This is a genomic window from Nitrosopumilus sp. b2 (assembly GCF_014078535.1).
In the GTDB taxonomy this organism is placed as follows: Archaea; Thermoproteota; Nitrososphaeria; order Nitrososphaerales; family Nitrosopumilaceae; genus Nitrosopumilus; species Nitrosopumilus piranensis.
In genome coordinates, this window is record NZ_MU078702.1 from 545864 (window position 1) to 570731 (window position 24868).

36 protein-coding genes and 3 tRNA genes are annotated in these 24868 nt (G+C 33.9%); 25 read left to right on the forward strand and 14 right to left on the reverse strand.

Annotated features, from left to right (window positions below; genetic code table 11):
* The first annotated feature begins 165 nt into the window (after positions 1 to 165).
* Genes C6989_RS03215 through C6989_RS03225 form a run of 3 tightly spaced genes read left to right on the forward strand, consistent with a single transcriptional unit; the run spans position 166 to position 1204 of the window.
* The gene (locus tag C6989_RS03215) at positions 166 to 420 is read left to right on the forward strand and encodes a hypothetical protein (protein WP_182126329.1); all 255 of its coding nucleotides are present in this window, start codon (positions 166 to 168) and stop codon (positions 418 to 420) included.
* Complete coding sequence (locus C6989_RS03220) at positions 417 to 686, forward strand: hypothetical protein (protein WP_182126330.1); 270 nt, start codon at positions 417 to 419, stop codon at positions 684 to 686. The genes C6989_RS03215 and C6989_RS03220 overlap by 4 nt, the downstream gene beginning before the upstream one ends.
* Positions 683 to 1204: a hypothetical protein gene (locus C6989_RS03225; protein WP_182126331.1), complete on the forward strand. Its 522-nt coding sequence runs from the start codon at positions 683 to 685 to the stop codon at positions 1202 to 1204. The genes C6989_RS03220 and C6989_RS03225 overlap by 4 nt, the downstream gene beginning before the upstream one ends.
* Positions 1205 to 1289: 85 nt before the next feature.
* Here C6989_RS03225 and C6989_RS03230 read toward each other — a convergent pair whose 3' ends face one another.
* Complete coding sequence (locus tag C6989_RS03230; RefSeq protein ID WP_148702703.1) at positions 1290 to 1529, reverse strand: hypothetical protein; 240 nt, start codon at positions 1527 to 1529, stop codon at positions 1290 to 1292.
* A 120-nt stretch (positions 1530 to 1649) separates the two neighbouring features.
* Here C6989_RS03230 and C6989_RS03235 point away from each other — a divergent pair, with 120 nt between their 5' ends.
* On the forward strand, positions 1650 to 2243 hold the full coding sequence (locus C6989_RS03235) for a hypothetical protein (protein ID WP_182126332.1): 594 nt from the start codon (positions 1650 to 1652) through the stop codon (positions 2241 to 2243).
* On the opposite strand, the gene C6989_RS03240 is transcribed toward C6989_RS03235, so the two are convergent.
* Positions 2207 to 2698 carry a hypothetical protein gene (locus C6989_RS03240; RefSeq protein WP_148702705.1) on the reverse strand — a complete coding sequence of 164 codons (492 nt, stop codon included), beginning with the start codon at positions 2696 to 2698 and terminating at the stop codon, positions 2207 to 2209. The genes C6989_RS03235 and C6989_RS03240 overlap by 37 nt on opposite strands.
* A gap of 42 nt (positions 2699 to 2740) precedes the next feature.
* Positions 2741 to 2815 (reverse strand) — tRNA-Arg (locus C6989_RS03245).
* A 44-nt stretch (positions 2816 to 2859) separates the two neighbouring features.
* On the opposite strand from C6989_RS03245, the gene C6989_RS03250 reads away from it, so the two are divergent.
* The gene (locus tag C6989_RS03250; RefSeq protein WP_182126333.1) at positions 2860 to 4035 is read left to right on the forward strand and encodes an aminotransferase class I/II-fold pyridoxal phosphate-dependent enzyme; all 1176 of its coding nucleotides are present in this window, start codon (positions 2860 to 2862) and stop codon (positions 4033 to 4035) included.
* Here the strand turns inward: C6989_RS03250 and C6989_RS03255 are convergent.
* From C6989_RS03255 to npdG, 3 genes are read right to left on the reverse strand one after another with little or no spacing between them, the layout of a single operon-like run.
* Positions 4029 to 4430 (reverse strand): pyridoxamine 5'-phosphate oxidase family protein, encoded by a 402-nt coding sequence (locus tag C6989_RS03255; protein ID WP_148702707.1) that lies wholly within the window; start codon positions 4428 to 4430, stop codon positions 4029 to 4031. The genes C6989_RS03250 and C6989_RS03255 overlap by 7 nt on opposite strands.
* A complete protein-coding gene (locus C6989_RS03260) occupies positions 4414 to 4647 on the reverse strand; it encodes a hypothetical protein (protein WP_182126599.1) in 234 nt (77 codons plus the stop codon). The genes C6989_RS03255 and C6989_RS03260 overlap by 17 nt, the downstream gene beginning before the upstream one ends.
* 15 nt (positions 4648 to 4662) lie before the next feature.
* The gene (gene npdG, locus C6989_RS03265) at positions 4663 to 5334 is read right to left on the reverse strand and encodes an NADPH-dependent F420 reductase (RefSeq protein ID WP_182126334.1); all 672 of its coding nucleotides are present in this window, start codon (positions 5332 to 5334) and stop codon (positions 4663 to 4665) included.
* Between the two features lie 50 nt (positions 5335 to 5384).
* On the opposite strand from npdG, the gene C6989_RS03270 reads away from it, so the two are divergent.
* Genes C6989_RS03270 through C6989_RS03295 form a run of 6 tightly spaced genes read left to right on the forward strand, consistent with a single transcriptional unit; the run spans position 5385 to position 9743 of the window.
* A complete protein-coding gene (locus C6989_RS03270; protein WP_182126335.1) occupies positions 5385 to 6008 on the forward strand; it encodes a histidine phosphatase family protein in 624 nt (207 codons plus the stop codon).
* 55 nt (positions 6009 to 6063) lie between these two features.
* A complete protein-coding gene (locus C6989_RS03275) occupies positions 6064 to 6324 on the forward strand; it encodes a cytochrome c oxidase subunit II (RefSeq protein WP_148702711.1) in 261 nt (86 codons plus the stop codon).
* A gap of 2 nt (positions 6325 to 6326) precedes the next feature.
* Entirely contained in the window at positions 6327 to 6758 is a 432-nt protein-coding gene (locus tag C6989_RS03280; protein WP_148702712.1) for a cupredoxin domain-containing protein, read from the forward strand.
* 37 nt (positions 6759 to 6795) lie between these two features.
* Positions 6796 to 8322, forward strand: a complete 1527-nt coding sequence (locus C6989_RS03285) for a cytochrome c oxidase subunit I (RefSeq protein WP_148702713.1) — start codon at positions 6796 to 6798, stop codon at positions 8320 to 8322.
* Between the two features lie 12 nt (positions 8323 to 8334).
* The gene (locus tag C6989_RS03290) at positions 8335 to 9297 is read left to right on the forward strand and encodes a plastocyanin/azurin family copper-binding protein (RefSeq protein ID WP_148702714.1); all 963 of its coding nucleotides are present in this window, start codon (positions 8335 to 8337) and stop codon (positions 9295 to 9297) included.
* A gap of 2 nt (positions 9298 to 9299) precedes the next feature.
* The gene (locus C6989_RS03295) at positions 9300 to 9743 is read left to right on the forward strand and encodes a COX15/CtaA family protein (protein WP_182126336.1); all 444 of its coding nucleotides are present in this window, start codon (positions 9300 to 9302) and stop codon (positions 9741 to 9743) included.
* On the opposite strand, the gene C6989_RS03300 is transcribed toward C6989_RS03295, so the two are convergent.
* Positions 9733 to 10254, reverse strand: a complete 522-nt coding sequence (locus C6989_RS03300; RefSeq protein WP_182126337.1) for a hypothetical protein — start codon at positions 10252 to 10254, stop codon at positions 9733 to 9735. The two genes, C6989_RS03295 and C6989_RS03300, sit on opposite strands and share 11 nt — an antisense overlap.
* 95 nt (positions 10255 to 10349) lie before the next feature.
* On the opposite strand from C6989_RS03300, the gene C6989_RS03305 reads away from it, so the two are divergent.
* Positions 10350 to 10946: an SRPBCC family protein gene (locus C6989_RS03305; protein ID WP_148702717.1), complete on the forward strand. Its 597-nt coding sequence runs from the start codon at positions 10350 to 10352 to the stop codon at positions 10944 to 10946.
* Positions 10947 to 11011: 65 nt separating this feature from the next.
* Positions 11012 to 11085, forward strand: a tRNA-Lys gene (locus C6989_RS03310).
* Positions 11086 to 11128: 43 nt separating this feature from the next.
* Here C6989_RS03310 and C6989_RS03315 read toward each other — a convergent pair.
* The 3 genes from C6989_RS03315 to C6989_RS03325 are packed head-to-tail and all read right to left on the reverse strand — an operon-like array spanning position 11129 to position 12838.
* Positions 11129 to 11683 carry a class I SAM-dependent methyltransferase gene (locus tag C6989_RS03315; protein WP_182126338.1) on the reverse strand — a complete coding sequence of 185 codons (555 nt, stop codon included), beginning with the start codon at positions 11681 to 11683 and terminating at the stop codon, positions 11129 to 11131.
* A 38-nt stretch (positions 11684 to 11721) separates the two neighbouring features.
* Positions 11722 to 11883 carry a hypothetical protein gene (locus C6989_RS03320; protein ID WP_182126339.1) on the reverse strand — a complete coding sequence of 54 codons (162 nt, stop codon included), beginning with the start codon at positions 11881 to 11883 and terminating at the stop codon, positions 11722 to 11724.
* 40 nt (positions 11884 to 11923) lie between these two features.
* A complete protein-coding gene (locus C6989_RS03325) occupies positions 11924 to 12838 on the reverse strand; it encodes a branched-chain amino acid transaminase (RefSeq protein WP_182126340.1) in 915 nt (304 codons plus the stop codon).
* 95 nt (positions 12839 to 12933) lie between these two features.
* On the opposite strand from C6989_RS03325, the gene C6989_RS03330 reads away from it, so the two are divergent.
* Complete coding sequence (locus C6989_RS03330; RefSeq protein ID WP_182126341.1) at positions 12934 to 13140, forward strand: hypothetical protein; 207 nt, start codon at positions 12934 to 12936, stop codon at positions 13138 to 13140.
* 148 nt (positions 13141 to 13288) lie between these two features.
* Here the strand turns inward: C6989_RS03330 and C6989_RS03335 are convergent, their stop codons facing one another.
* Together C6989_RS03335 and C6989_RS03340 are read right to left on the reverse strand one after the other, a co-directional pair.
* On the reverse strand, positions 13289 to 14704 hold the full coding sequence (locus tag C6989_RS03335) for an amino acid kinase family protein (RefSeq protein WP_182126342.1): 1416 nt from the start codon (positions 14702 to 14704) through the stop codon (positions 13289 to 13291).
* Between the two features lie 16 nt (positions 14705 to 14720).
* Complete coding sequence (locus C6989_RS03340; RefSeq protein ID WP_182126343.1) at positions 14721 to 15743, reverse strand: glycosyltransferase; 1023 nt, start codon at positions 15741 to 15743, stop codon at positions 14721 to 14723.
* 79 nt (positions 15744 to 15822) lie between these two features.
* Between C6989_RS03340 and C6989_RS03345 the strand changes: the two genes are divergently transcribed.
* Together C6989_RS03345 and C6989_RS03350 are read left to right on the forward strand one after the other, a co-directional pair.
* Positions 15823 to 15897 (forward strand) — tRNA-Val (locus C6989_RS03345).
* A gap of 44 nt (positions 15898 to 15941) precedes the next feature.
* A complete protein-coding gene (locus C6989_RS03350) occupies positions 15942 to 17105 on the forward strand; it encodes a site-specific integrase (RefSeq protein ID WP_182126344.1) in 1164 nt (387 codons plus the stop codon).
* Here the strand turns inward: C6989_RS03350 and C6989_RS03355 are convergent.
* Positions 17102 to 17932, reverse strand: a complete 831-nt coding sequence (locus C6989_RS03355) for a hypothetical protein (RefSeq protein WP_182126345.1) — start codon at positions 17930 to 17932, stop codon at positions 17102 to 17104. The genes C6989_RS03350 and C6989_RS03355 overlap by 4 nt on opposite strands.
* Before the next feature lie 463 nt (positions 17933 to 18395).
* On the opposite strand from C6989_RS03355, the gene C6989_RS03360 reads away from it, so the two are divergent.
* Together C6989_RS03360 and C6989_RS03365 are read left to right on the forward strand one after the other, a co-directional pair.
* A complete protein-coding gene (locus C6989_RS03360; RefSeq protein WP_220462856.1) occupies positions 18396 to 18971 on the forward strand; it encodes a hypothetical protein in 576 nt (191 codons plus the stop codon).
* Entirely contained in the window at positions 18972 to 19490 is a 519-nt protein-coding gene (locus C6989_RS03365) for a hypothetical protein (RefSeq protein ID WP_182126347.1), read from the forward strand.
* A gap of 12 nt (positions 19491 to 19502) precedes the next feature.
* Here C6989_RS03365 and C6989_RS03370 read toward each other — a convergent pair whose 3' ends face one another.
* Positions 19503 to 19652, reverse strand: coding sequence for an AbrB/MazE/SpoVT family DNA-binding domain-containing protein (locus C6989_RS03370; protein WP_182126348.1), 150 nt, complete (start codon positions 19650 to 19652; stop codon positions 19503 to 19505).
* 134 nt (positions 19653 to 19786) lie between these two features.
* Here C6989_RS03370 and C6989_RS03375 point away from each other — a divergent pair, with 134 nt between their 5' ends.
* The 7 genes from C6989_RS03375 (at position 19787) to C6989_RS03400 (ending at position 24720) form a co-directional block, all read left to right on the forward strand.
* Positions 19787 to 20347 carry a hypothetical protein gene (locus C6989_RS03375; RefSeq protein ID WP_182126349.1) on the forward strand — a complete coding sequence of 187 codons (561 nt, stop codon included), beginning with the start codon at positions 19787 to 19789 and terminating at the stop codon, positions 20345 to 20347.
* Positions 20348 to 20363: 16 nt separating this feature from the next.
* Positions 20364 to 20690 carry a hypothetical protein gene (locus C6989_RS03380; RefSeq protein ID WP_182126350.1) on the forward strand — a complete coding sequence of 109 codons (327 nt, stop codon included), beginning with the start codon at positions 20364 to 20366 and terminating at the stop codon, positions 20688 to 20690.
* A gap of 30 nt (positions 20691 to 20720) precedes the next feature.
* Positions 20721 to 20843, forward strand: a complete 123-nt coding sequence (locus C6989_RS10175) for a hypothetical protein (protein WP_255464624.1) — start codon at positions 20721 to 20723, stop codon at positions 20841 to 20843.
* Between the two features lie 237 nt (positions 20844 to 21080).
* Positions 21081 to 21716, forward strand: coding sequence for a type IV toxin-antitoxin system AbiEi family antitoxin domain-containing protein (locus C6989_RS03385; protein ID WP_182126351.1), 636 nt, complete (start codon positions 21081 to 21083; stop codon positions 21714 to 21716).
* Positions 21713 to 22816: a nucleotidyl transferase AbiEii/AbiGii toxin family protein gene (locus tag C6989_RS03390; protein WP_182126352.1), complete on the forward strand. Its 1104-nt coding sequence runs from the start codon at positions 21713 to 21715 to the stop codon at positions 22814 to 22816. The genes C6989_RS03385 and C6989_RS03390 overlap by 4 nt, the downstream gene beginning before the upstream one ends.
* Positions 22817 to 23245: 429 nt before the next feature.
* Positions 23246 to 24487 carry a metal ABC transporter solute-binding protein, Zn/Mn family gene (locus tag C6989_RS03395; RefSeq protein WP_182126353.1) on the forward strand — a complete coding sequence of 414 codons (1242 nt, stop codon included), beginning with the start codon at positions 23246 to 23248 and terminating at the stop codon, positions 24485 to 24487.
* A complete protein-coding gene (locus C6989_RS03400; RefSeq protein ID WP_182126354.1) occupies positions 24484 to 24720 on the forward strand; it encodes a hypothetical protein in 237 nt (78 codons plus the stop codon). Before C6989_RS03395 ends, C6989_RS03400 begins: the two co-directional genes overlap by 4 nt.
* The last annotated feature ends 148 nt before the right edge of the window (positions 24721 to 24868 follow it).

Here is a 24868-nt window from a genome sequence, read left to right on the forward strand (position 1 = left end):
CTGAGAATTTGCATGAACGATTCATTCGTGTTGCTTTTATCATAATATGAAGAACTCAAATCACAATAGATAGGTTGGAGGCTAATTCCCAGACCGTTTACCTCACACCATCTATTTACAAAAGATTAGAACACTTTATGAGTCTCATAATTTGAACCTGAATCATTGAAAGTATTTTTCACTAGACATTATGATGATCCTACCTGTGAAAAGTTTACAGAATATAGAGTTGATACTTACAGGACTTGGTGGTGTTGCAAGCAGCTCAAGGACCATGACAAGTACTTTCAACTGTGGAATGTAAAGTGGGCAAAATTCCACTTTAAAGATATGAGCATTGATGGCAATATTGCATTTTTTGCAATGAACTATTGCCCTTATTGTGGTGAGAAAATAGAGTATGAGGAGTTTGGAAAGTGAAAACTAGATACATTACAATAATTGCTGTAATCTTTCTTGTGTTAGGTGTTGCAATTACTATTCTAAGCTTTGAGACGATTACGTCAGAGCCTCCAAAAAATCTGCCTGAGGGAATGACTCCGATTACTCCTGAAGTTGGTAAGACGTCAACTCCTGTAGGAAATTATATGATTATTGGAAGCATTATGGTCTTGATTGGAACTGGAATTTACTCTTTGATCGGTTTTCTAAAAGTAAGAATTGGTAAGAAGGATATGAGAAAATGAAAACTAGAAACAAAGTAATCTTAATTGGAATAATCTTGTTTTCAGGATTAATTGTAATTCCTGCAACTATAAGCATTGGCAGCACATTTTATTGCAATTCTATTCTCTCTGATGACTGTGTAGTTTATTCAATTTCTTTGCTTCCTAATTTTAGACCTGTAATAGATGAAGTTTTAGGCAAAGACGAAAGCCAAAGACAATATGACACTAGTCCTGCTACATGCAACGACATTATGGGAAAACCTGATGGCAAATGCTTTGTAAAATCTTTTCAAGAGTGCAAACATGCAAGCATAAAAAACAAATTGTACACTGTTGAGGGAGATCCAATATTTTACTATGCATATATTGATGTTGATGACTGTCTATTGCGATACCATGTTGATTTAAGACAAGATGGAACTACAGACAATGATCCACAAGACTTTCGTGGTTTTGTTTGCAGTGATATTCAACTAAATGATAACGAACTATTTTTCCAATGTGAAGATGAACAACTAGTATTACCTCTGAGATGATTGTAACGTGAAACCAGAACTAAAAATTACTATATTTTCTGGATTTTAGCCCAAAATTTGACTTTAATTAGAATAATTTTACTACTTAGATTTCTTTAATTTCAGTAATTGTTCCCTGAACCGAATCCATTTGTATTATTGCCTTTTTTTCATCCCAACCCAATGCTACATACCAATCTCCAGCATCATCGTGATACTTTGTCTCCAAAGTCTTAATCGAATCTGGTACAACATTGTATTTTTTTGCAATGCCTGATACTGCAAGGGCTATGGCATCTTTTTCCTTTTCTAGTCTTCTTTTCATTAATCCAATTCCAGGACTCATAAAATTACTAAATCATATCATCTAATATAGTTAATTCTAAAAATTAGCCACAAAGTTAATTTTTTCAAATTGATATTCTTACAACATTTCAAATATCCCTTTTGATACAGTCTGAATAAAATGAGATTAATTCAACGAATTTCAAATTACACACTTACAAAGTCTGATAATCTTGTACGTATCATATGTATTCTATCTGTTATTGGTCCAGTCATCACAGTTTCTGCAGGATTTTGGGATGCAATATCCCACCTTCAAAAAGAACCTGAATTCTTTTGGAGTCCATCTCACATGATTGTTTACACTGGAGTCTCAATGATCACTGCTGCTGCAATATTGGGAGGGATACTGATAATTAGAAAATCAATAAACTCTTCTCTAAAAACTGGAATAAAACTAGTAATGGTCGGCTCTGTTATTCAAATAATTTCAGGATTTGGTGATTCACTATCTCATGAAATATTTGGAATTGATGGTCTAGTATCTTGGTCTCATCAACCACTTGAATTGGGACTTGTATTAGGTTCACTTGGTGGATTGTTAATTTTAAAAAATAAAGAACACACAAAACTCAAAATATTACTGCCATTCTCAATTGTAACATTTTTGTTCTTTACAATATGGTTGGGATTTAACATAGTTCTAATTTTTGGACATATAATACAATGTATTCCTGTTTATGAAATATTCTCATCAGGTTGCGCCATTTTGTAATTTTTAATTTTTAGATATGACATTACTATCATAGCAATTGAGCCAACCAAAATCATTATTCCTGCAGGGATCATCTCTTTTGAATTTGTATTACCAAACTCTATCTCCAAACTAACTTGATTTTTTGCCAAGTTTGTTACTTTTACAGTATATGCCCCACTTTCATTAAAATCAAAATATCCTACTGACATTCTTGTCTGAACAGTTTGCTCTTGAATTACATTATCATTAACATCTAGAATCTGAACAAATATCTCCTGACCTGCAAATTCTGGCATGTGAACTTTGTAAAATCCAATATCTGTACCTGAAAACTCTAATTTTATTTCAAAAGAACTTGATTGTTTTAAATTTGTTACATCCTGAATCTTTTCAGTCTCTGCAAAAACTATTGAAATCCAAACTGCTCCAACAATTATCAAAGCCAGTCCAATTTTTAATAGTGATACTTTCACTTCGTTCTTGTGGAAAATTATTTGCTTAATAAGATAATCTAAAGGGCTCGGAGGGCTTCGATCCCTCGACCTGGCGGTTCGAAGCCGCCCGCACTATCCAGGCTGTGCAACGAGTCCAAACAAGTAAGAATTTAACAGGCCTAAATATCTGTCTAGATACTTTGAAGGTATCAAAAAAAGTAGCAGGTGTAGAGTATGCAATTAGAGATATTGTTCTAGCTGCAAGAAAAGTGCAACAAAAAGGAATCAAAGTAGATTACCTTAACATTGGTGATCCTGTGCAATTTGGTTTTCAGCCACCTGATAATGTTAAACAAGCTTTGATTGATGCAATCAACAAAGGCGAAAACTACTATTCTACTTCTGAAGGTCTTTTGGAATTAAGACAAGAGATTGCAAAAAAAGAAAATGCCAAAGGATTATCCATATCTGCTGATGAAATTCTAGTAACAAATGGAGTCTCAGAAGGACTAGACATGGTAATTTCATCAATTGTTGAAGAAGGAGATGAAGTATTACTTCCAGGACCATATTATCCACCTTATGCATCCTATGTCAGATTACATGGTGGTGTACCTGTAGAATTTGCAGTTTACTTGGAAAATTCTACTCCTGATATTGATGATATAAAATCCAAAATTACTTCAAAAACTGTTGCCATCTGTTTGATTAGTCCAAACAACCCAACAGGAGTTGTATTTAATGAAAAATCCCTCAAAGAGTTAGTAGAGATTGCAAATCAGCATAATCTCTACATTATTTGTGATGAAATCTATGATCAAATTATCTTTGATGAAAAATTTGTAGGAATTGGCAAAGTTGCAGGAGACTCTCCAGTAATTGTTCTAAATGGTTTTTCCAAAGTTCATTTGATGTCTGGATGGAGAATTGGCTATATTGCATTTAACAATTCACCAAAACTTGATGCAATACGCGAGAATCTTCCAAAACTAGCTCGAGTACGAATTGCAACTAGTTTGCCTGTTCAACATGCTGCATTAGAGTCATTAAAAGGACCTCAAAATTATATCTCTAACTTTGTTTCTGAAATTAAAAAGCGTAGAGACTTGGTTGTAAAACGATTAAATGAGATGCCTGGACTTTCTTGCCCAAATCCAAAAGGTGCATTTTATGCATTTCCAAAAATTGAAGACAATAGATTTAGGACAGACAAAGAATTTGTTACAAAATTACTAGAATCAAAAGGAGTTTTAACTGTACATGGGTCTGGCTTTGGAGAGAAATATGGCAGTGGTCATTTCCGATTGGTATATCTTCCTAGTCTTGAAATTTTAGATTCAGCAATGAACAAGATTGAAGAATTTGTTACTCAATAACTCCACACAGAAATCTTTTCAGGAACAATCTCAATAATACAGTCAGTATCATCAAGTAATTCTTTTGCTGATTTATTTTCTAGTGTCTTAAAGTATCGCAGTAGAATATTTTTTGCAATTGATTTTACTTTAGATTCTTTTAATATCAGATTTGCTTTTCCTTGTCCCATGACACCATAGATGTTAGGTGCATTAATTCCTGTATCTATACAAAAAGAGACTTTGTTGTTTTTCTTTGCGTTTTTTGCCTTTTGTGTTCTAGTGTTTGTGCCTATGTAGATTTTTTTTGCGCTATATCTATACCAAACAGGAACAATATGTGGTGTCTTGTTTTTTCCAACAGTAGCTAAACGCAGTATCTTTTGTGTTTTTAGAAATTCATCTTTTTTGCTCATGTCTTCTAAATCCTAATGCTATCATAAACATACCAAATGCAAGCATTGCCATTGATACTTTTTCATTAGTAATATCTCCATTCAATAAAAATTCCTCAACAAATTCTGGTCCCCATATCAATAGCTGTCTGACTAGCACTATTCCTGCCATTACAGAAAATAAAACTCCAATAGCCGTATACCAATTTCTACCTTGCCTATAGTATTCGTGACTCATGATAAAAGAACTGACTTAGATAATTTTGATTCCAGGATTTTTTATCTTGTTTTGAATCATTGCATTAAGTAGCAATGGTGTTGACATTTCTGCAAGATATGACAATTCAATTGGTCCCAAGTAAATTGATCTTAATCCCTTAATTTCATCAATTAAGGTATTGACTACACCTACTGCCTCTTTGTCATCTCCACAAACAAAAATGTCATAATCTAGTTCCAAAGTCGGATTTACAAGTTTCTTTTCTGAAATTACATGAAATGCAGAAACCAATTTTGATTTGTTTTTCATGTGGTTTGATACTAATTTGTATGAGAATGGTTTGTTATCTTTAATTGAAACACACTCAAACCCCACATCTGTTTTAGTCATTGGAACAATTGGTGATATTATAACACAATTATCTTTGACTTCTGGCAATATTCCAGAACACACTGAATCAATGTTTTCGTAGGGAATTGATAAAATCAATACGTCACTTTCTTTTGCAACTGAAACATTATCGCTTCCTGAAATACTTCCTTTAATTTCTCCAAATGCTTCTTTTGCTAAATTTGTATATTCTGAAGCTGATTCTGCTGCTCTTGCAGCATCTCTAGAGCCAACTATTACATCATGATTTTGTGACCATCTTAGAGCAAAACCTTTGCCCATTCCGCCGGTTCCACCAATAATTCCTACTTTCATGATTAACTACAGACAATGTTATTATTATCTCTATTTGAATTTCGATTGAATTGGGACAGATAATTTTTCTAAGACACGGTCAGGCAAAAAATAACACTGAACGAATCCTGGCAGGTAGAACCGAAGGTGTTCCGTTAACTGATGTTGGGGAACAACAAGCACAGCATACTGCAGAACTACTTGAGCATATGAATATCTCTGCAATTTATTCAAGTCCTATTCAAAGAGCAAAACACACTGCAGAAATTGTTGGAAAACATAACTCACTTGATGTCAAAATTGATGAAAGATTAATCGAACTTGATATGGGAAAATTTACTGGTATGGCTTATGATGAGATATTCAATGATCATGGAAATGTCTTTATGAAATTTTATGAAGGTGATCTTGAAATTGCACACAACGGCGTAGAAACTTTTGATCAGGTTAGAAAGAGAGTATTAGGAATAGTAGATCATGTGGTTGAAAAACATCCTGATGAAAATGTTGTACTAGTAACTCACATGGACCCAATCAAAGCAATGCTTTCAACAGTAGTTGACTTGTCTCCTACAAACCTCTTTGAGTTAATTATAGCAAATGCATCATTGAATCTCTTTAGGGAAAATAAACGCAAGTTTTCAATTTCAGGACTTAATGTAATGCATCCAACTCGTTTCGATCAAGGTTGGTAGCTAATAATCTTGAAAACCCTTAAATAGAAATCATAGGTCACGACAGTCATTCACTATGAAGGGTATAGTCGGGTTATTCTTAGTATTGGCAGTTTTAGTAATGGTTCCTGCTATAGAGTATGCATTTGCTGCAGGTGATGAACCAGGTGAATATCTTGATCGTAGAGTGATTATTTGGAATTTATTCTTTAGAATGATGACTATTGCATTTGTAGTTGGTGCCGTTGTTTCAGGTACTATTATTTGGCAAGTTTGGAGATTCAGAGAATCCCATCCAAAAGCAAAACCAACTCCATATGAGGGGACTGACTGGTAGAAATGGGTGGACATTCTAACTGGCCTGAATGGATTTACGTTGGAGTAGTTATAGCTCTAATGTGTTGGGTAGGTGCAGAAGCTTGGGAAGCTGAAAGACTTGTAGAGCATGTACCAGAAGGTGCTGAAATTATCAAAGTCACAGGACAACAATGGTTCTGGACTTTTGAACATGAAGATGGAACAAAAGAAATTGGTGAACTACATGTAGAAAAAGGCAAAGCCTACAAATTTGAAATTCATTCCAAAGATGTTAATCACTCATTTAACATTCACGATTATGTTGTTTTGATGGATGCAATTCCTGGTAGAGTAAATACCGTATGGTTTGCACCTACTGATGTTGGTGAACATGATATTCAATGCAGAGAATATTGTGGATTGATTCACTATAACATGCGTGGAACATTAATTGTGGAGGAGCCAAAATCTTGATAACGCTTTTATCCATATCGCTGGAGGGAATTAACACATGGTTCTAGAATTACAAAAACCACGCCCAATTTGGCAAATTATGTTCTCAACACACCACACTGATGTTGGTTTACTTTATCTTATCATGTCATTAGGGTTCTTATTTTTGGGTGGTGCATTAGCACTTGCAATCAGAGCTGAATTGTTCTTGCCTGGTGCACAAATTATTGGCGATGCAATGACCTTTAACAGAATTTTCACAGTTCACGGAACCACATTGATCTTCTTGTTTATCATTCCATTTGCATCAGCTGTTGGTAACTACTTTGTTCCAATTATGGTTAGATACAAAGACATGGCATATCCAAAACTCAACGCAATAGCATTTTGGATGATTCCTCCTTCTGGAGCCCTTATTTGGTTGGGATTTGCAGACTTTACTTGGTATGCTACACCTCCTTACTCTATTATCAGTGCCCCAGGACCAGCTGCTGACATGTGGATATTTGGACTAAAGATTTTAGGCATATCTTCTGTTCTTGGTTCAATTAATTTTGTTGTTACAATTCTCAAATGTAAACATCCAGACATGTCAATTGGTCAAGTCCCACTATTGGCATGGTCATTCTTGTCATCTTCATTGATTATTCTTGTTGCAATCCCAACATTTGCAGCAGCATTGTTGATGCTTTTGACTGACAGACTTGGTGTTACTGGATTCTTTAATCCTGCAATGGGTGGGGATCCAATTGCATACGCACACTTGTTCTGGTTTACATTCCATCCTGAAGTGTATGTTCTTGTCATTCCAGCTATTGGTATGATGTATGAGATTATTCCAAGATTCTCAAGAAAACCAATCTATAGTTTTAACTCTGGTATCTTTGCATTCGTGTTATTATCCATTGTAGGATTCTCATCATGGGCACACCACATGTATGCAACCGGAATGTCATTTACTGAAAAGACTGTATTTATGGTTGGAACACTTGCAGCAGTTCCAGCATCTGCAATGCACGTCTATAATTTCATTGCAACAATGTGGAATGGCAGAATCAAGTTTTCAACTCCTATGATGTGGGCAGTTGGTGGAATTGCATTATTCTTCTCTGCAGGTGCAGGTGGTGTTGCAAATGCTGCTATGCCATTAGACTTTACAACTCATGATACTTACTGGGTAGTTGGACACTTCCATCTCTTTGTGATGGGAACCATTGCATTTGGTTCAATTGGTTATCTTTACTACATGTATCCATATGTCACAGGAAGAATGTATAATGAAACAATGGGTAAGATTCACTTTATCATGTCCTTCATAGGAACTGTTTTGGTATTCTTTACTCAACACGTACTTGGGTTATACGGAATGCCAAGAAGAATCTTTGACTATCCCCCAATCCCAGAATGGATTGCAATGAACCAAATTGCATCAGTTGGTGCAATGATTATTGGGGTCAGTATGGTGATATTTTTGATAAACATGATTTACAGCGCCGGAAAGGGAGAGCCTGCAAACACAGAGGATCCATTTGGTGTTGGAGGTAAATACTACTATCCATTTGAGGCAAAGAACCCATCCCATTAGGAGATAAATGAAATGAGTCACGATACACAAACAGTTTACAGAACAACTCCAGCAAGAACTGGAAAAATGATGGCAATAATGCTAGGAATTTGTATTGTTGGTGGTGCCATCTTCTTTTCACTTTGGGATTATTGGATTTCAGAACCTGCACCAGTTGTTGCAATGATGGCAGGTGAAGCAGATCATGCTGCACCAGTAGCTGCAACAGGCAAGACAATTACATCTGATCTTTCGTTTGTTGAATCATCTGACTTTAGGACTTTGGCATTTAATGCATTACCCGGGGAACCTGATAACAATCCAACAATCAACATGAATGTTGGTGATAAAGTAATCTTTAACGTAGTTAATGACGGAGTTTCCTTCCACGCATTTGGTGTTACAAAAGACACTGAAGGATTTGGTGGAATTATCCCTGGCTCTGAAATTGCATCACCATCAAATCCACTAAAGGCAGGTGAAAGTGGAACTTCAGAATTTGTTGCAGGTGAAGAAGGTACATACTATTACATCTGTACTGTTCCTGGTCATAGGGAACAAGGAATGGTTGGTGAAATCATAGTTGGACCTGCTCAAGGTGGTAGTAGTTCTGGTGTTGCAGCAGCTCCAACAGGAGTTTCTCATGACTTTACTTTGGACTTTGTAGAATCTGATGATTTTAGAACATTAGCATTTAATGCATTACCAGGAGAAGATGGTAACAATCCTGAAATTCGTGTAAACTCTGGTGATGAGGTTACCATTACATCTGCAAATAATGGAAAATCATTTCATGCATTTGGAGTAGTTGCAAACCCTGAAGACTTTAACAATATACTTTGGAATTCTGAAATTGCAGCAGCATCCAACCCTCTAAAACCTGGTGAAAGTGGAAGTACTACTTTTACTGCTGGTGCACCTGGTACATACTATTACATCTGCACAGTTCCTGGACATGCATTACAAGGCATGGTAGGTAACTTCATAGTAGAATAATTTTGGCAATTCAATATCTTGCATTAGCAACAATGATAGTTTTGTATTCACTAATGTTTCTAGGTGGATATATCTCAGCTGCCGGACTAGGTCTTACATGTCCTGAATGGCCATTATGTCCAAATGGTATAATGCCATCTGAAGAATATCTTATTGAGTGGATTCATAGATTAGCAGCAGCTACTACTGGTACTTTGGTTATTGCAACTATGGTTGCAAGCTTTATCAACAAAAAGGCTGATAGAAAAATCAAAATTACAAGTTCCCTTGCAACAGTATTTGTTATTACACAAATTACTCTAGGTGCTTTGGTAATTGATTTAAAACTACATGCAGTTCTAGTCGCAATTCATTTAGGAATTGGCATATTGCTCTTCTCAATGGTATTGCTAACTACATTATTTGCATTTAGAATCTCAAGAATTCCATTAGAATCTAAGGTTTAGATTTTCTAAAAATTTTTGGCACATAGATATACAAGACTACACCTGTAAGTGACAAAGCTCCTACAGTAATTGCTGCAAAGAAAATATATCCAAATGGGCTTTGAGTCCCCATGTTGAACTTGTAGGTAATAACCTCTGGATTATTTGGCATATCATACAAGTATAATTCCACAATATGATTTCCTGAATTTCTCCAAACATAATCAAAATCCCAATGTGATCCCTCTATTGACTTGGGAGGTATGGCATCCACTTGTTTTTCATTATAAAATATCTTAATTCCCATAGTAAATCTGTCGACTTCTTCGTAATCAAATCCCTCAGTTACTCTGATCATAAATTGAGATGGCTCATTAATTTGTGGAAATTCAGGAGCTGTTGCTACTTGAACTCTATACCCTGAATCAAACTTTTCAGCAGAGTTAAACATTGAATGAGCATAAACATCATTTGCTCCAATTATTGAAAACAATACCAAAACTGAGAAAATGACAGATCGCTTTTTTTCCATTTAGAGTATACTAGAATTAGATGAATATATTGTAACTAGATTATTTCAGAAAATCTTCAAAACCTTTAAATCCTTATTGGCAAGACATTGAATCGTTGACCCTCGTAACAAAATCAATCGATATTAAGACACCTGTTGAGAATGTCTTTACTTACTTTGCAAGACCAGAACATGTTTCTGATCAAATCAAGACTGATGCTGTAGGAATGACTGTTGTTCCTATGGATATTAAGGAAGGCATGGGTGTAGGTACAACCTTTAGAATTATCGGTGACTTTAGCGGTAAACGTTTAGAGTGGGATTGTGAGACAACTGAATTTGTTAGAAATGAGAAAATAACTGCAAAACAAATTGAAGGCCCATTTAAGAAATGGCAAATTACTAATGAATTCAAATCATTAGGAAATAACCTCACAAGAGTTACAATGTCAGTAGATTATGAAATGCCATTTGGTCCTCTAGGAGCAATTATGGACAAAGCAAAATTTGCAAAATCTGCTGAGAGAGGAATGGAAACTGCTCTTTACAACGTTAGAGGTTTGTTAGAAGGAAATGGTTCAATTCCAGTTTACATCACACTAGAAGCATACCAAAAACTTCTTACCGAAAAGAAAAAGATGAATGATGTTCCAGTTTCAACTGCACTAACTGCAATCATTGAAAAATACAATGAAATTGAAGCCAAAGCATAAAACATAATTTTCCTTTATTTTACAATCTTAAGATTAATAACAACTCTGGGCTTAGTATCTTTGGTGGGTCTATGGCGCAGCCAGGTAGCGCACAGGACTCTTAATCCTGCTGTCGTGGGTTCGAATCCCTCTAGACCCGCTCGTTCTATCACAAGAGTTTCAATAGCTCGAAACTACCCTTCCTAGATCTTTCTTAACAAGACAAATCGCTTTTTTTCAGGTTCAATCTCCTCATGCATATCAACATCACTTACGATTCGTACCTTGTAATTCATCCAACGCTTTACCATATTACGAGATTTTTGATTTTCATCGATCTCTTTTTCAACATCACTAAATGTCTCACAATTCATAATGTATTTTCCAGTAACTCTGTACATCTCTGCAATTCCTTTCTCTAATGTATCATCATCTAGATAATTCAATAATCCATGGGTAAATACAAAATCTATAGATGAATCTTCAAATGGTAAATCTGTAATGATTCCTTTTTTAAAATTGGCCACTGGTAATTTTTCTTTTGCAATATTTAATGCATATTCATTAGGATCCACCCCGTAAATTTGAAAAGTCTCTGGAAACAATCTTAAATCTATTCCAGTTCCGCACCCCACCTCTAAAACACTTGTACAACGTAATGATATTGCAAGATCTTTTGTGAATTTAGCAAATTCCTCATTATACCTTACCTCATTTTCATCTGCATATTTTTTCCAAAAATTTTCGTCGTAATTCATAAGATTTTTTGAGATATAGCTGTATTTGATACTAATTGTTAGTGAGTACATTTGCATGGAATTAGTTTTGTATCAAATGTACAGTCATGAGGACCGTCTGACTTTCCTTGCATTGGGATATCTTTCATACAATCTTCATGACGACCTTTTCTGCAAAACCAACAGATTTCTTGTGTATCTCCTGTAGCACATGAATCCATAATATCTATGCTTTTTTGTGGGTAAAAAACCTCGTGGAAATTAGATATACGTCAACCAAGGTAAGAATCTTTCATCTTTACCCATAACTACATCGGTAAATGATTTTTGCAATGCTCTTGTAATGTGTCCCATTCTACCATTGCCAATTTTTACTTTATCAATTTGTGTTACAGACTTTACTTCCGCAGCAGTGCCTGTCATAAATATTTCATCAGCAGTATAGAGATCATCTCTTTCTAGATCTCGCTCAATTACGAATCCCCCATTTTCTTCAATAATTTGTATTACACTATCTCTTGTAATTCCCTCTAACCCTCCAGCAGATAGTGGTGGAGTTTGGATAATGTCATCTTTTACAACAAAGATATTTTCTGCACTGCCCTCCGCAATTTTTCCGTGGTTATTTACCATAATTGCCTCATCATATCCATTTTCTAATGCTTCCATTCTTGCTAATGCAGCATTTGCATAATTTGATGCTGCTTTTGCTTGCATTGGTTGGGATCTAGAATCAATTTTTATCCAACTTGATACCTTGCATTTTGCTCCTGAGAACTTTCCAGCTTTTGATTCACCCATCTTCCATTCCCAACATGCAATAGAAGCATCTACTTTATTTTGTGTTGGAGTTAAACCCATAGTTCCATAGCCATAATATGCTAGTGGTCTAATGTAACACTCTTTGAGTTTACTTGCTTTTACTGTTTTAATTATCCCATCAGAAATCTCTTTCTTTGAAAACTGCATTTTCATTGAATACAATTTTGCTGATTTGAAGAATCTATCTACATGTTCTGGTAGTCTAAAAATGGCAGAACCATTTGGTGTGTTATAACATCTGATCCCCTCAAAAATTGATGTAGAATAGTGTAATGCATGAGTTAGAACATGAACTTTGGCATCCTTAAATGGTACTAATTTTCCATTCATCCATATTTTTCCAACTTCCTTCATAGGAGAGGAAAAAAACTATGCTAATTTAAAGAATTATTTTTTGATACTATTTTTCGCATTAGAAACTACATATCTGACTAACTTGAAATTGTGGTATGGAATGGACTTTGGGATACATAGCAATTGCTCTGCTTATCATAGGATTAATTGGTCAGGCATTTGAAATGAGAAAAATCCGTCAAACCACATACCGAGATGAACAATTAGGCTCACCAACAATTTTCACAAATAAGAAAAACTTCAAGTGGTATGGAATTCTTGGAATTGGAATAATTCTATGGTATTTTGCTGAGCGTATGTAATTTAATCTATATAGATCAGCTCTAAATACTAGAAAATACAACATATAGTATCGCGTGTTTAGGGTAACGCCGGACTGAATCTAGATAATGGTCCAAGAACAAACCCTCGATGGCGCTACTGGTGTAAAAACCGTACGCCAAACTTACACTAAATAAAATTAATTTCTGAAATCTCTTGATGTATTGCGCTTATTGCTTTTCTAATATTGTCTTTAGCATCTTCTACAACAATAATTATTCGTGAAGTTTCTTCTTGTGCATCCATGTTCAAAATATTTAATCCTGTTTCACCAATCTTTGCACTTGTTCTAGATGCTACTTGTTGAACACGCCACATCTCATCTCCAATTAGTGTGATAACTCCTCTGTTGTATGTTATTGTTGCAAGAGAATCAAATCCAAGTAAATATTTTTCATTTCTCTTTACATAATCTCCATCTAAAAATAATATTCTTGAAAATTCTATTCCATCTTTTGTAAATGGAGACAAAATAACGAATTCACTGTAGCGCTTATCCTTATCTAGTGATGTCAACAATTTTTGTATCGATGCAGTCTCAATTCTAAAAATTGCACAGTTTTCTTTTCCTGTAACAATTTTGATAGGATGCCCTTTTTGCTCATCTAGTAGTCTTTTTATTGTAGTGACTTTGTTTGGATGATTCATGTTAGTAACCGTTATTGGCATATCTACACCATTTTCAACAATTTCTTTGATTGCTATTGGATCTAAAATCTTCATTCCAAACATTCCTGCAAGTCTTGCTTCATTGTATGATAATTGATGAACTTCTCTTAGGCCCGACTCTATAATTTTTGGATCAGCTGATACTACAGCACTATCTTTTTCAAAATCTATGCTTGTATCATATTTTTTATGAAATAAAATTCCTATATCTGCAGCAGTACGATCAGAACCTCCACGCTCATAAGTGGTGGTGACACCATCTACCGTTTTCCCAATAAATCCTCCTATGGTTACTACTTCATTTTGTTCAACTAGTTCACCAGTTTTTTCCATTTTTGTACGTGATTCTGAAGTAAGAAAATTTGTTGATTCAATATTATTATCTGTGATGATAGGCCAATCTTCAAAATCTACAGTTTCAGCATTGATCCCATTACTTCTTAGGATGTAATTCATTACATGAGACATCAAAATCTCACCTGAGAAAGCCAAAGCACATGAACGCACCTCATCAACGAATTCTTTGCTCTCAAGTGCCTCATCTAATGCTTTTTGGGCTTTTTTTAAATTTAAATTAATTACATCTTTACATTTTTCTTTGTTTTCTGAATTTACTAATTCTAAAATTTTTTGATATGTTGTTCTGATAATTTCTAATGACGGTGTAGTGCCATTTGCGGCATTTCGTCCTTGCTCTAATATTACATCTGTAAGAGAACGTTTTTTCCCATTGTCCATTGTTAGTGGGGCTGAAAAAACTGCAATTACTTTGGAATCTTTTTTCAAATCAACAATCCTTTGAATTATTTTTGGAATATACTCTCCATCTGGGCCTATTGCACTTCCCCCGAACTTTGATACTACTAATTTTGTCATAGCACTTTATCAAAAATCAATAGTTATCTATTAAGCTTTGAATGATTTTTGCAGCCTTTCTTGCACCCTCAGTATTGATCTGTTTTCTTTTTTCCTCTAATTTCTCCAAAATTAGTTTGTCCAGTCTTTTAATATCCTCAAAAGTAAAACCTTGCTCTCTGGCATTATCTTCTTGCTCAAAATGACCTTTGATTGGAATGAATATTGCTGGCGTGCCATAGGCATTAGCCTCATCAATTGTTGATTTTCCTGCAAGTGAAATTAAAACATCAGCTGCGTAAATTATCTCATGTAAATTATCTACGAATCCTAAATTTCTTATGTTTTCATAATTTTTGTTAACAGATGGACCAGAGACTAGCACAACTTCTATATCGAAATTGATTTTTGTAATGGCTTCTAATGTCTTTTCAATTAAAAATAATCCTGCGTCAGTTCCTCCAATAGAAATTACAATGGTTTTTTTATCAAAAGAAAATTTTTCTCTTAATTGTTCTCTAGTGTGATTTGTTTTCCTTACTATTGGTCCCACTCTTTGTATGTTATCTTTAGAATCCCCAATTTCAGGAAGAATCACAATTTCACATTTTTTTATAATTTCTTGCATTGATTTGTTCATCTTTTTTTCAATCAATGACGCCAAACCTTTTGTAAAATGTGTCTCTAAAATGTCTGTTATTAGAATAGTTGGAATTTTCATTTCTTGAGCTATTGACAATGCTGCAAAATCCTCATCGCTGATTACCAATTTTGGATTATCTTTTTGTAAAATTTTTTCTGAGATACTTTTACAATCTTTATAATATTTGTAGTAGTTCCAAAGCCATTTTGCAGGATTTTTTAATGTTCCATTTTCAACAATAAACGAAGGTGGTTTGTAGACATCTTCTACTTGAATATCTAATTTTTTTAGAATTTTGGCTGCTCCGCTACCTGTAACAAAATTTGTTGTAATGTTTTGGAAATTATTTTCAATTGCAATATCTCTTGTAACATGACCCAATCCTATTGGACTAGAAAAAAAATCTACAAGAACCATGGAATTACTATTTTTTTATCAAATTTCTAGATTCTGACCTTTCTCAAAGTTTAAATGGTTTTTAACTACGTTGGTTTCTGGGCTCATAGTCCAGGTCGGTTATGACGTCGCCCTTACACGGCGAAGATCCGGGGTTCAAATCCCCGTGGGCCCATATCCTTTCATGGGGTTAAAAAAGGACGCACTTGTACCTAAAGTATGGAAATTTCCTTGGATAACGTAAAATCTCGTTCTGAACCTTATCAATTATTCTTAGATTCTATCAGGAGTCCTGCAACAATGCGAAGATACAAGAATCTACTTTACACATTTCTCAAGCTTGTTCCAAACAAGTTCTACACTGAAACTCTTGGAAAAACTCCTGAAAATCGAGAGCCTGAAACTTTGGCTCAATACTTTGTAGATTTAGCAAGAAAAGACATGGAATTAGCTTCAAACATTATTGCTGAATTTATCAAACAAGACAAGAAACGAGTAGAATCGGGAGAGATTAGTTCCCAGACACTTCCAAACCATATCAAACCAATCAAAGCTTTACTTGAAGCAAATGCCGTCCCAATTCATTGGAAATCTCTTAACAAACTTTTACCACGAAGGGAATCAAAATCAAAAGACAGAGCATATACTAAAGAAGAAATTCAAAAGATGCTTGAAGTCTCTAACAACATTACAGACAAGGTTTTGATTTTGATGTTTTCATCAGGTGGATTCAGACTAGAATCTTGGGATTATTTTACATGGAAAGATGTTGTCTTTTTCAAAAACACTAATGGAACATACAAAGGTGCTGCCCTTAGAATCTATAGCGGAGATCCTGAAAGTTATTTTACATTCATCACACCAGAAGCTTGCAAAGCACTAGAAATTTATCGGGAAAACTGGAAAGCAGACATTGGAGAATATCCAAAACCTGACGATCCTCTAATCAAAGCAGTTGCAACACCTATGATTCGTAGACTTGCTCAGAAAGGAGTTCGAAAAAGAATGGACAAAATTGTAACTGACATTGGTCTTAGACCCCCATTACCTCCAGGAAAAAGAAGACATGAAGTGCAACTTGACCATGGATTTAGAAAATATTTCAACACCATGCTTAGGCGTGCAAAAGTAGATTATCTAGATAAAGAAGACATGATGGGGCACAAAACAGGATTAGAAAAACACTATGAAAGATATCAAGAGGAAGACTTTGAGCGATTTCCCGAATATCAAAAGGCTATACCATTTCTCACCATATCTGAAGAGGAACAGATTAAGCTTGAAAATGAGAAATTGAAAAAAGAAAAATCCGAATTAGAAGTATACAAACAAAAAATTGATGAATTATGGGCTGATAAAGAAAGAATGGAACAAAATTCTTAATTCCGTTTTGTTTCTATTGTTTTGATTTTGTTTGCTACTTTTTCCAATTCCATTAATTCTTGGGTGTAGATGTTGATTGTGGTATTAATATTTTTTTTATATGATGACCACAATTTGTCATTTTTCTTAACTAATCGTAATAATCTTATAATTGAATTTCTGTGTTTTGGCATTACCTCTGGCTCTGTCTGTGGTATTGAACTAACTAATAATTTATGAATGAAATTAAGAGTTAATACATAATTGTAATGAATGAATACATTACCAAACTCAGATGATTTTTCTATTCTATGGTCATTTGGAATTTTTATCTCTGTTATGTTTTTTCCTAGAAATGACTGATCATCTATATTGATCTGTCTTGCACTAGAAATTATGCATTCAAACATACTTACTTCATCATATATCTCAATTAGATTATTCCAATTTGAATAAATCCATGGAATCCATTTTTCACACAATGGTATGATCTTGTTTATTTCTTCACGAGTATGTGTTTGTTTATTGACATTATCCATCCAATCCAAAAACCCGATGAATGTTAAATCCCACTTGACACTTTCTTTTTTATTGTTAGCTCTTTTTTTGTATTTGAGACGCTTAATTTTCATCTCTTTTTCTAACTTCTCTAATAATCCTCGTAAAGTAGAATGCTTTACTCTTTCTTTTGTCTCTTTACCTGTTACTCTATTACCTTGAAAATCAATTTCGTTTTTTTCTGATTGCTTATCTAGATCAGGTGTGTATAATGGACCTTCATGTAGAAGTCTGTCTAAAATTATGTTAGTAGACTGCCTACTGGGTATCCAATCTGGATTTTTAGGCATAATTTCTATAATAGTTATAACTTATGACTATAAAAGCCAATATTCTCAATACTTCTTATGAAAAATTCCATAACAATTGCTATCTCAATCCCAATTACTATGTACAAAAAAATTGAAACATTACGAGATGATATACCTCGGTCATTATACTATAGAAGAATAATCAAAAATTTCTTGGGTGGAAAAAAATGATTAAGTATTTTTCATGTTGTGGTAAAAAATCAGAATACCTGATCACGTATTCAGTAGCTGGTAAGGAAAAAACATACAGTGTGTGTAAAAGTTGTGAAAGATTAGATTGTTTCTCTAAACACATCATAAGTAAAATCACAACAACTCAAAATGAAAAATTAGGAGTTCCTCTGCAATGATTCTCTACAGATTTTGTACAATATTTTTTTCAATCTTTATCACAATTAAAAATCAGATGTTACATAAATCCAAAGATAACAAATCAAAGGGTATGGGGGTCAATCTAGTAAAATACATACTAGATGCAGAAAAATCACCAATATCTCTACATGATCTAAAAATACATTTATTTTCTAACTTGCACAAGTTTCTAGTAGAACAAGGATACCCTGTACACACAAAAAACCAGATGATAAAACTAGAGATGAAAAGTGGTTACGCCTCCGTAGTAAAATTCAGCATATATCCAAACACAATCACAATAGATATTGGATGCAGTAACTGTCCAATTTCCTATCTACCTGCAGGAGCTGTAAGGCTGTCTGAATTGATTTCAGAAATTCTCTCTTTTCTATGCATTCAATCATCACATAGGGCACAGATAGACCCAATAGAAAAATGGATGCTAATGCATTACCACAAAAACCAAGACGGAAAAATAACGTACAACTCTGAAATGTTCCACATACTTCTAGAGGACGCATTAGGAAAAATAACGAGAGCATACAGTAAGAAATTCCAAGATGGAAGCATATTCGTGCGTATAGAAGAAATTGGAAACAAGAAAATCCATATTCTAAAACTGTTAGAAAGTATGAGAAATGGCAACACGGAGATGATACAATAAATGTCATCATCACGCCCAAAATCAAAGAAATATGAGACACAAAAACAAAGCGAACTAAAACAAAGAATACTGCACATGATCTGGGTATGTGAATCATTTCATTTTCCAATTGAACTGTCTTTGAGATACATCAACAGTGGCATATTGGGAAACAAAACAAATTCCAAAGGAGTATCAATGACTGATAAAAACACAGGAAAGGCAATTCCTATCACAATAAGCAGAAGCACATACTATAGATACAAAAAAGAAACACAAGAACTGTCTGAATTCTACCAATACTTGAGAGATTTTGTATCGATGGGATTCCTTAAGATGATGATTGGATTCCAACATGAACTGGCATACCTTCACAAATTATCTGCAGAAAATCTTCTTGCAACAAAGAATCCTTCGGAAAGACAACACATCATAGACTCTATGGTAACCAAAGTGCTTCCTACACAAAGTGCATTTGCAGACATACTGAGAGATATGTCAGAGGAACATTTTCTGCAAAAATCTTCAGAATATAATTAATCCGTAAAGCAACTAAATCTCCGTTGTGACCACTATCTTACCGTTTTCTTCAACAAAGACAAGTGTTTGTCCTTCTTTTATCTTCATGATTTTTCTTGCATCTTCAGGAATTGTAACCTGGAAACGAACTGTAACTTTACTTGCACCAAGAATCTGTCCCATAAATAAGATAAACATGATACCAATTCATTATATGTAGCCATGAATACCAAGATTACCAAGATAGATCTTATATAGACATGACGTACTCCTAGTCCTGATTTGAAAAATCATTCACTATCTGAAGGTGTACATGAATGAATGTGCAAAAATTTACATTAATTCTAAGTGGAATTGTTGTAATCCTTGCTTTGGTGAATTTCTCCAATTATCTTGCTGATGAATCTGAATCTGTCATTTCTGATCTTGCTCAAAATCACAATGCTTTGGATTCTGAAAAAATAGCTGATCTTACTATGTTGTCGTTGCATTGGGGACTTGCTCTTGAAAATACTCGGGAATTTGGAGATACGTCTTCTGATTTTTTGCGTATCGTATACTTGGATGATGCTAACTCTGATTCTAACCTATTTGAAGAGACAAAAATTATCGTACTAGATGATTTAGAACAATATCTTGATGCCACAAAGCGTCATAAGGAAAACATTCAAAATATTGACTTGGATGAAACATATCATCCATTACGTAATGATGTGTTAGAATACTTGACTGTTTTGGAAAAATCTATTAGCAATTTTACGCTTTATGTGGAAACTGGTGATTTTGTGTATGCTGAACAAAGTGGAAATAATGCTGAATTGGCAAAACAATTAGAAGATAAAATTAATGCTATCTTTACACAACTAATTAATGATTGATGTGTAAAATTAATTCATGTCTATTGAATATGAGAAATTATGGAATGAATATGAAATTACAAACTATACTGAGGCTATATCTCGTGATTTTGGATTAAGTAAAGACTACATCTATGATTTGTTGACTGTAGTAAAATTCTTTAAAAAAAATGAGGTTTTAGATTCTGTATATTTTTCATATTATCGGGCTTTGAAGCGAAAACGACGAGATCTTGTTAGGTTAGGATTATTTGAAAAAGAGAAAAAACGACTAAACAAAATGGGTAAAGAAAACAAATTACCCGGACGAGAGCAGTACAAAAAAGAACTAATTGAAATTATAAAAAATAATTTAAAGAAATAGTTATAATTTTGCTGAATATATGATAATATTATGTCAATGACTTGTCAAGCATGTCCTCATGATGTAAAATCTCATCCTAAAAGTGGTTCAGGACATCGTCCATGTTTGTATTGTAGTTGTGAGAATTTTGTTGGACTTAAAACAGGAGATTAAATCATTAATAAAATAAAACAAATCCCTTTTATTCTGAATCTAATTTATTCTCTAAGAAAGGTTCAGGCCTCTAAAGATTCTATCTATTGCTGTATTGTACATGTATTTGCTAACTCCTCCTCCAGGTGGATGGTGCTTACTTTTCCCCTTTGTTCTATCATAACACGTTGTATTATATACGATAATGTGCTATTATAGCACACATTATGTTATATACGATAATGTGTCATAATTAGCATGGAAAGTACAATCCTATTAAAAAAATTCAAAATGGAAAATAAGGATTTCATAACTGCTGAAGAGCTAGAAAAACACTGTACAAAACATGGTTTTGAATATGAGAATCTAGTCCGATATTATGAAAGAAGAGGATATTTTGTAAGAATTTTCAAAGGAATTTTTCATATTCGTACCCCCGAAGAAATCAAAGAAGGTTATCTTAGATATACACACTTGGAACTAGTTGCAAAGGGATTAGAGTTAAAAAAGATCAAAAATTGGTATTTTGGATTACATACTGCATTAAAACTAAACAATATGACTCATGAACACTTTACAATTGATGAGGTTATCAACAACAAGATATCTAGAGAGAAACCCATGAAAATAATGGAACATAATTTCAAATTCATTAAAACAGCAAAACCGTTATTCAATTTTGGAATACTAAATAGAAGAAGAGTTAGATATTCTGATCCTGAAAAAACGATTCTTGATTTCATATATCTATGGAAATCAAATGGAGTATCATCTGACAAAATTACTTATGATGTGTCAGAATGGTCCAAGGAAATATCTCATTCTAAATTAGAAAAATACTCTATCCATTATCCAAAATCAGTACATGCCATAATAAGGAGAATAAAAAATTGAGAAAACAACTAATCCAAGAAATATCTCAAACTTACGAAATTACAAACCAAGTTTTAATTGAAAAAGACATAATCCTTCATGAAATACTAACAGACTTAACAAACGAAGAATTTTTTATTCAAAATTTTTTGTTTAAGGGGGGCACCTGTCTTGTAAAGGCATTTCTTAACTACATCCGTTTTTCTGAAGATATGGATTTTACTTGGAAAGATCAAAGTATTTTTCAAGGAAAATCTGGAAAACAAATACGAAAAAATTTATCTGAATTACTAGCAAAAACCGCCAAAATATTAGAAAACATATCTCAAAAAAGAGGCTTGGATTTCAAATATGAAAAAGACAATTCTCATTATGTTGAATTAGGAGGTAGTAACAAAATGTGTACTTTTTATTTGTGGTATACCTCAGAAATAACAAACATTGAATCTTTTTTGAAAGTACAGATTAATTTTGTTGAAAAACTCCTATTCTCTTCTCATTCTAAAGAATTAGAAAGTTTGGGAACTAATTCCAATGAAAGTCTCAAAACGTTATTTGAGGACTCTGAATATCTAAAAAAAATTGAATTTCCTACTTATGATCCTAAAGAAATTTTATGTGAAAAAATTAGAGCGATCTTGACTAGAAAAGGAATTAAGGCAAGAGATTTTATAGATATTTTCTTCATCTGTGAAAAATTTTCAGTTAATCTTGAAGATGTAAAAAAAGAGTCTGTTGAAAAATTCAATTTTGCTTTAGAAAATTATGAAAAATACCGAGATAATATGAAAGAAAAAATGAAACAGCTTGAAAGTGAGAATTTCTTTGAATTAGGGGAAGAGGAAAATCTTCTTTTACAAAAAATAGATAAAGAAAAATTTTATTCTTTTACAAAAGATTTAGGAAAATTTCTCAATACCGTAATTCCAAAAGAATATCATGATCCCAAATTTTCTATTCCAATTTCTGCCGTATGTAGTGGAGCCGATGGAGCATACAATATTCCACACTCGGTATATTTACCAAATCCTGAAAATAAGAGATTTGATCAAATTGATTTGAGTAAAGAGAAATGTCCTAAGTGTGGATTGATAGGAACGATGCAGGCGTTTCCATTCTAGTTTGTTTCAGTAATTATCTAATCTTTAAAATCATAAAATAACTTAGAAACTATTCTCTCTTTACATCTCCATTCTTCTTTCAAATCTTTTTCTGGCTACATAAACGGTTCAGGTCTTTTTGGATTCAACTAATATTTAGAAGACTTGGTTAGTTAGCTGATTTTTTATTTCTTCGAACAATCTTTGATGCAGAACTCTTTTTGCCCCTGATCATTTAGAATAATGTGGCAATCACAGCTTGGACATTTTACAATCTTTGGCATGAATTGTATTGAGATTTTCTGTATTTATTGGATTTCCAACTATTATTAATATGCAAAAATTAGTTATTAAACTTCTTAATAATTTTTAATAATAATTTTATTTTTGAAATATAAGGGGTTATTAAGAATTTACAGATTTATTAATAACATTTCAAGCATTGCAGGCATGAAAGGTCCACAAATTGCAGCAATCGGAGGCGGAATTGCAGCTGCAGTCATTATCTTGGTGATTCTGGTTTCTGCTGAACCACAAAATGAAGTTGTTCCAGTTGAGGGCAAGTTTCTAGTATACACTACATTTTATCCATTACAACAATTCGCTCAAAACGTTGCAGGAGATGCAGCAGAGGTAAGGACGCTTATTCCCACAAACGGAGATCCACATGCATTTGATCTGAGTCCAAAAACAATTGTAGAGTTGACAAAAGCAGATATGCTGATTTACAATGGTGCTGATTTTGAACCATACATTGATGAGATAAAATCATCCTCTGATTTTTCACATATCATATTTGTTGATTCCTCAGAGGGAATAACCCTTCTTGAAGGAGAGAAACATGATCATGGTGCTCATGAAGAACACGATGAACATGCTGAAGAATTTTTAGATGAAATTGCAAATACTATAGAAGAGTTTGAACATGGTCACATTACTGAATCACAGACAATCGAATCTATAGAACAAATTCTTCATGAACATGAGGGAGACGGTCATGGTCCTAGTGAAGGTATGATTGAAGAAATTGAAAAATTATTACATGAAATTGAAGAAGGATATTTGGAAGATCCAGAAGGAATAGAGGAAATCCATCATTTGGTATCTGGGGAAGATGTCCATGAAGAGCATGGAGAAGAACACGGAGAATCAGAACTTGATCACGTATATGATCCACACATTTGGCTTGATCCATTATTGGCAAAAAAACAGGTAATGAACATCGCTATCCACATGGCTGAATCTGATCCTGATAATTCAGAAGTGTATCTTGACAATGCAAAGTCCTATTCTGACCAACTAGACGCACTGGATCAAGAGATTAGAACACAATTGTCTGTCTGCAAAAAAGATACATTTGTACCATTCCACAATGCGTTTTCCTATTTTGCAGAGAGATACAACCTTCATACCCTTTCAGTAATACAGGAGATAAGCCCTGAATCTCCTGTAACTGCAAAGGACATTGAAGAACTGATTCATTTTGCAGAAGACAATGACATAAGGTACTTCTTTACAGAGGAAAATAGAAATCCAAAACTGGCTGAAAGACTAGCATCAGAGTTAGGAGGAGACCTTTTGTTGTTCAGTCCACTGGAATCACTCTCAGAGCAAGACAGTCCTGATGACACATACTTTGATAAAATGAGATCAAACGTGAATAATCTCAAAATCGCATTAGAGTGCTCTTGACCACACACATTCCAAAACCTGGTGACTGGAAAATCATCGGAGTCATCAATAATCATCTGACATGGCTTGCAATCAAACCACAAGCTCAAGTGTTTGTGTTTGGATGTCATCAGCATATTGAAACATATTATTTTGAAAAGGGAGCAAGGATTTCGATAAGATCTGGTGAAAATGGTCAAGAACTACATGTGGAGCCAGAAAAAGCATTAACAAAAAGGACAGCTGCAGCATAATGCCTTCCCTAGAGAAGAAGACATTCGATATTACACATAAACACTGAATCTATCACTTTTCTCAAAGTCATTATTACGGTAGGTGGACCGGATGGGTAGTGGCACTGTGGTGGTTCTTTTTCTAGTTCCAAAATTCTTACATTAAACT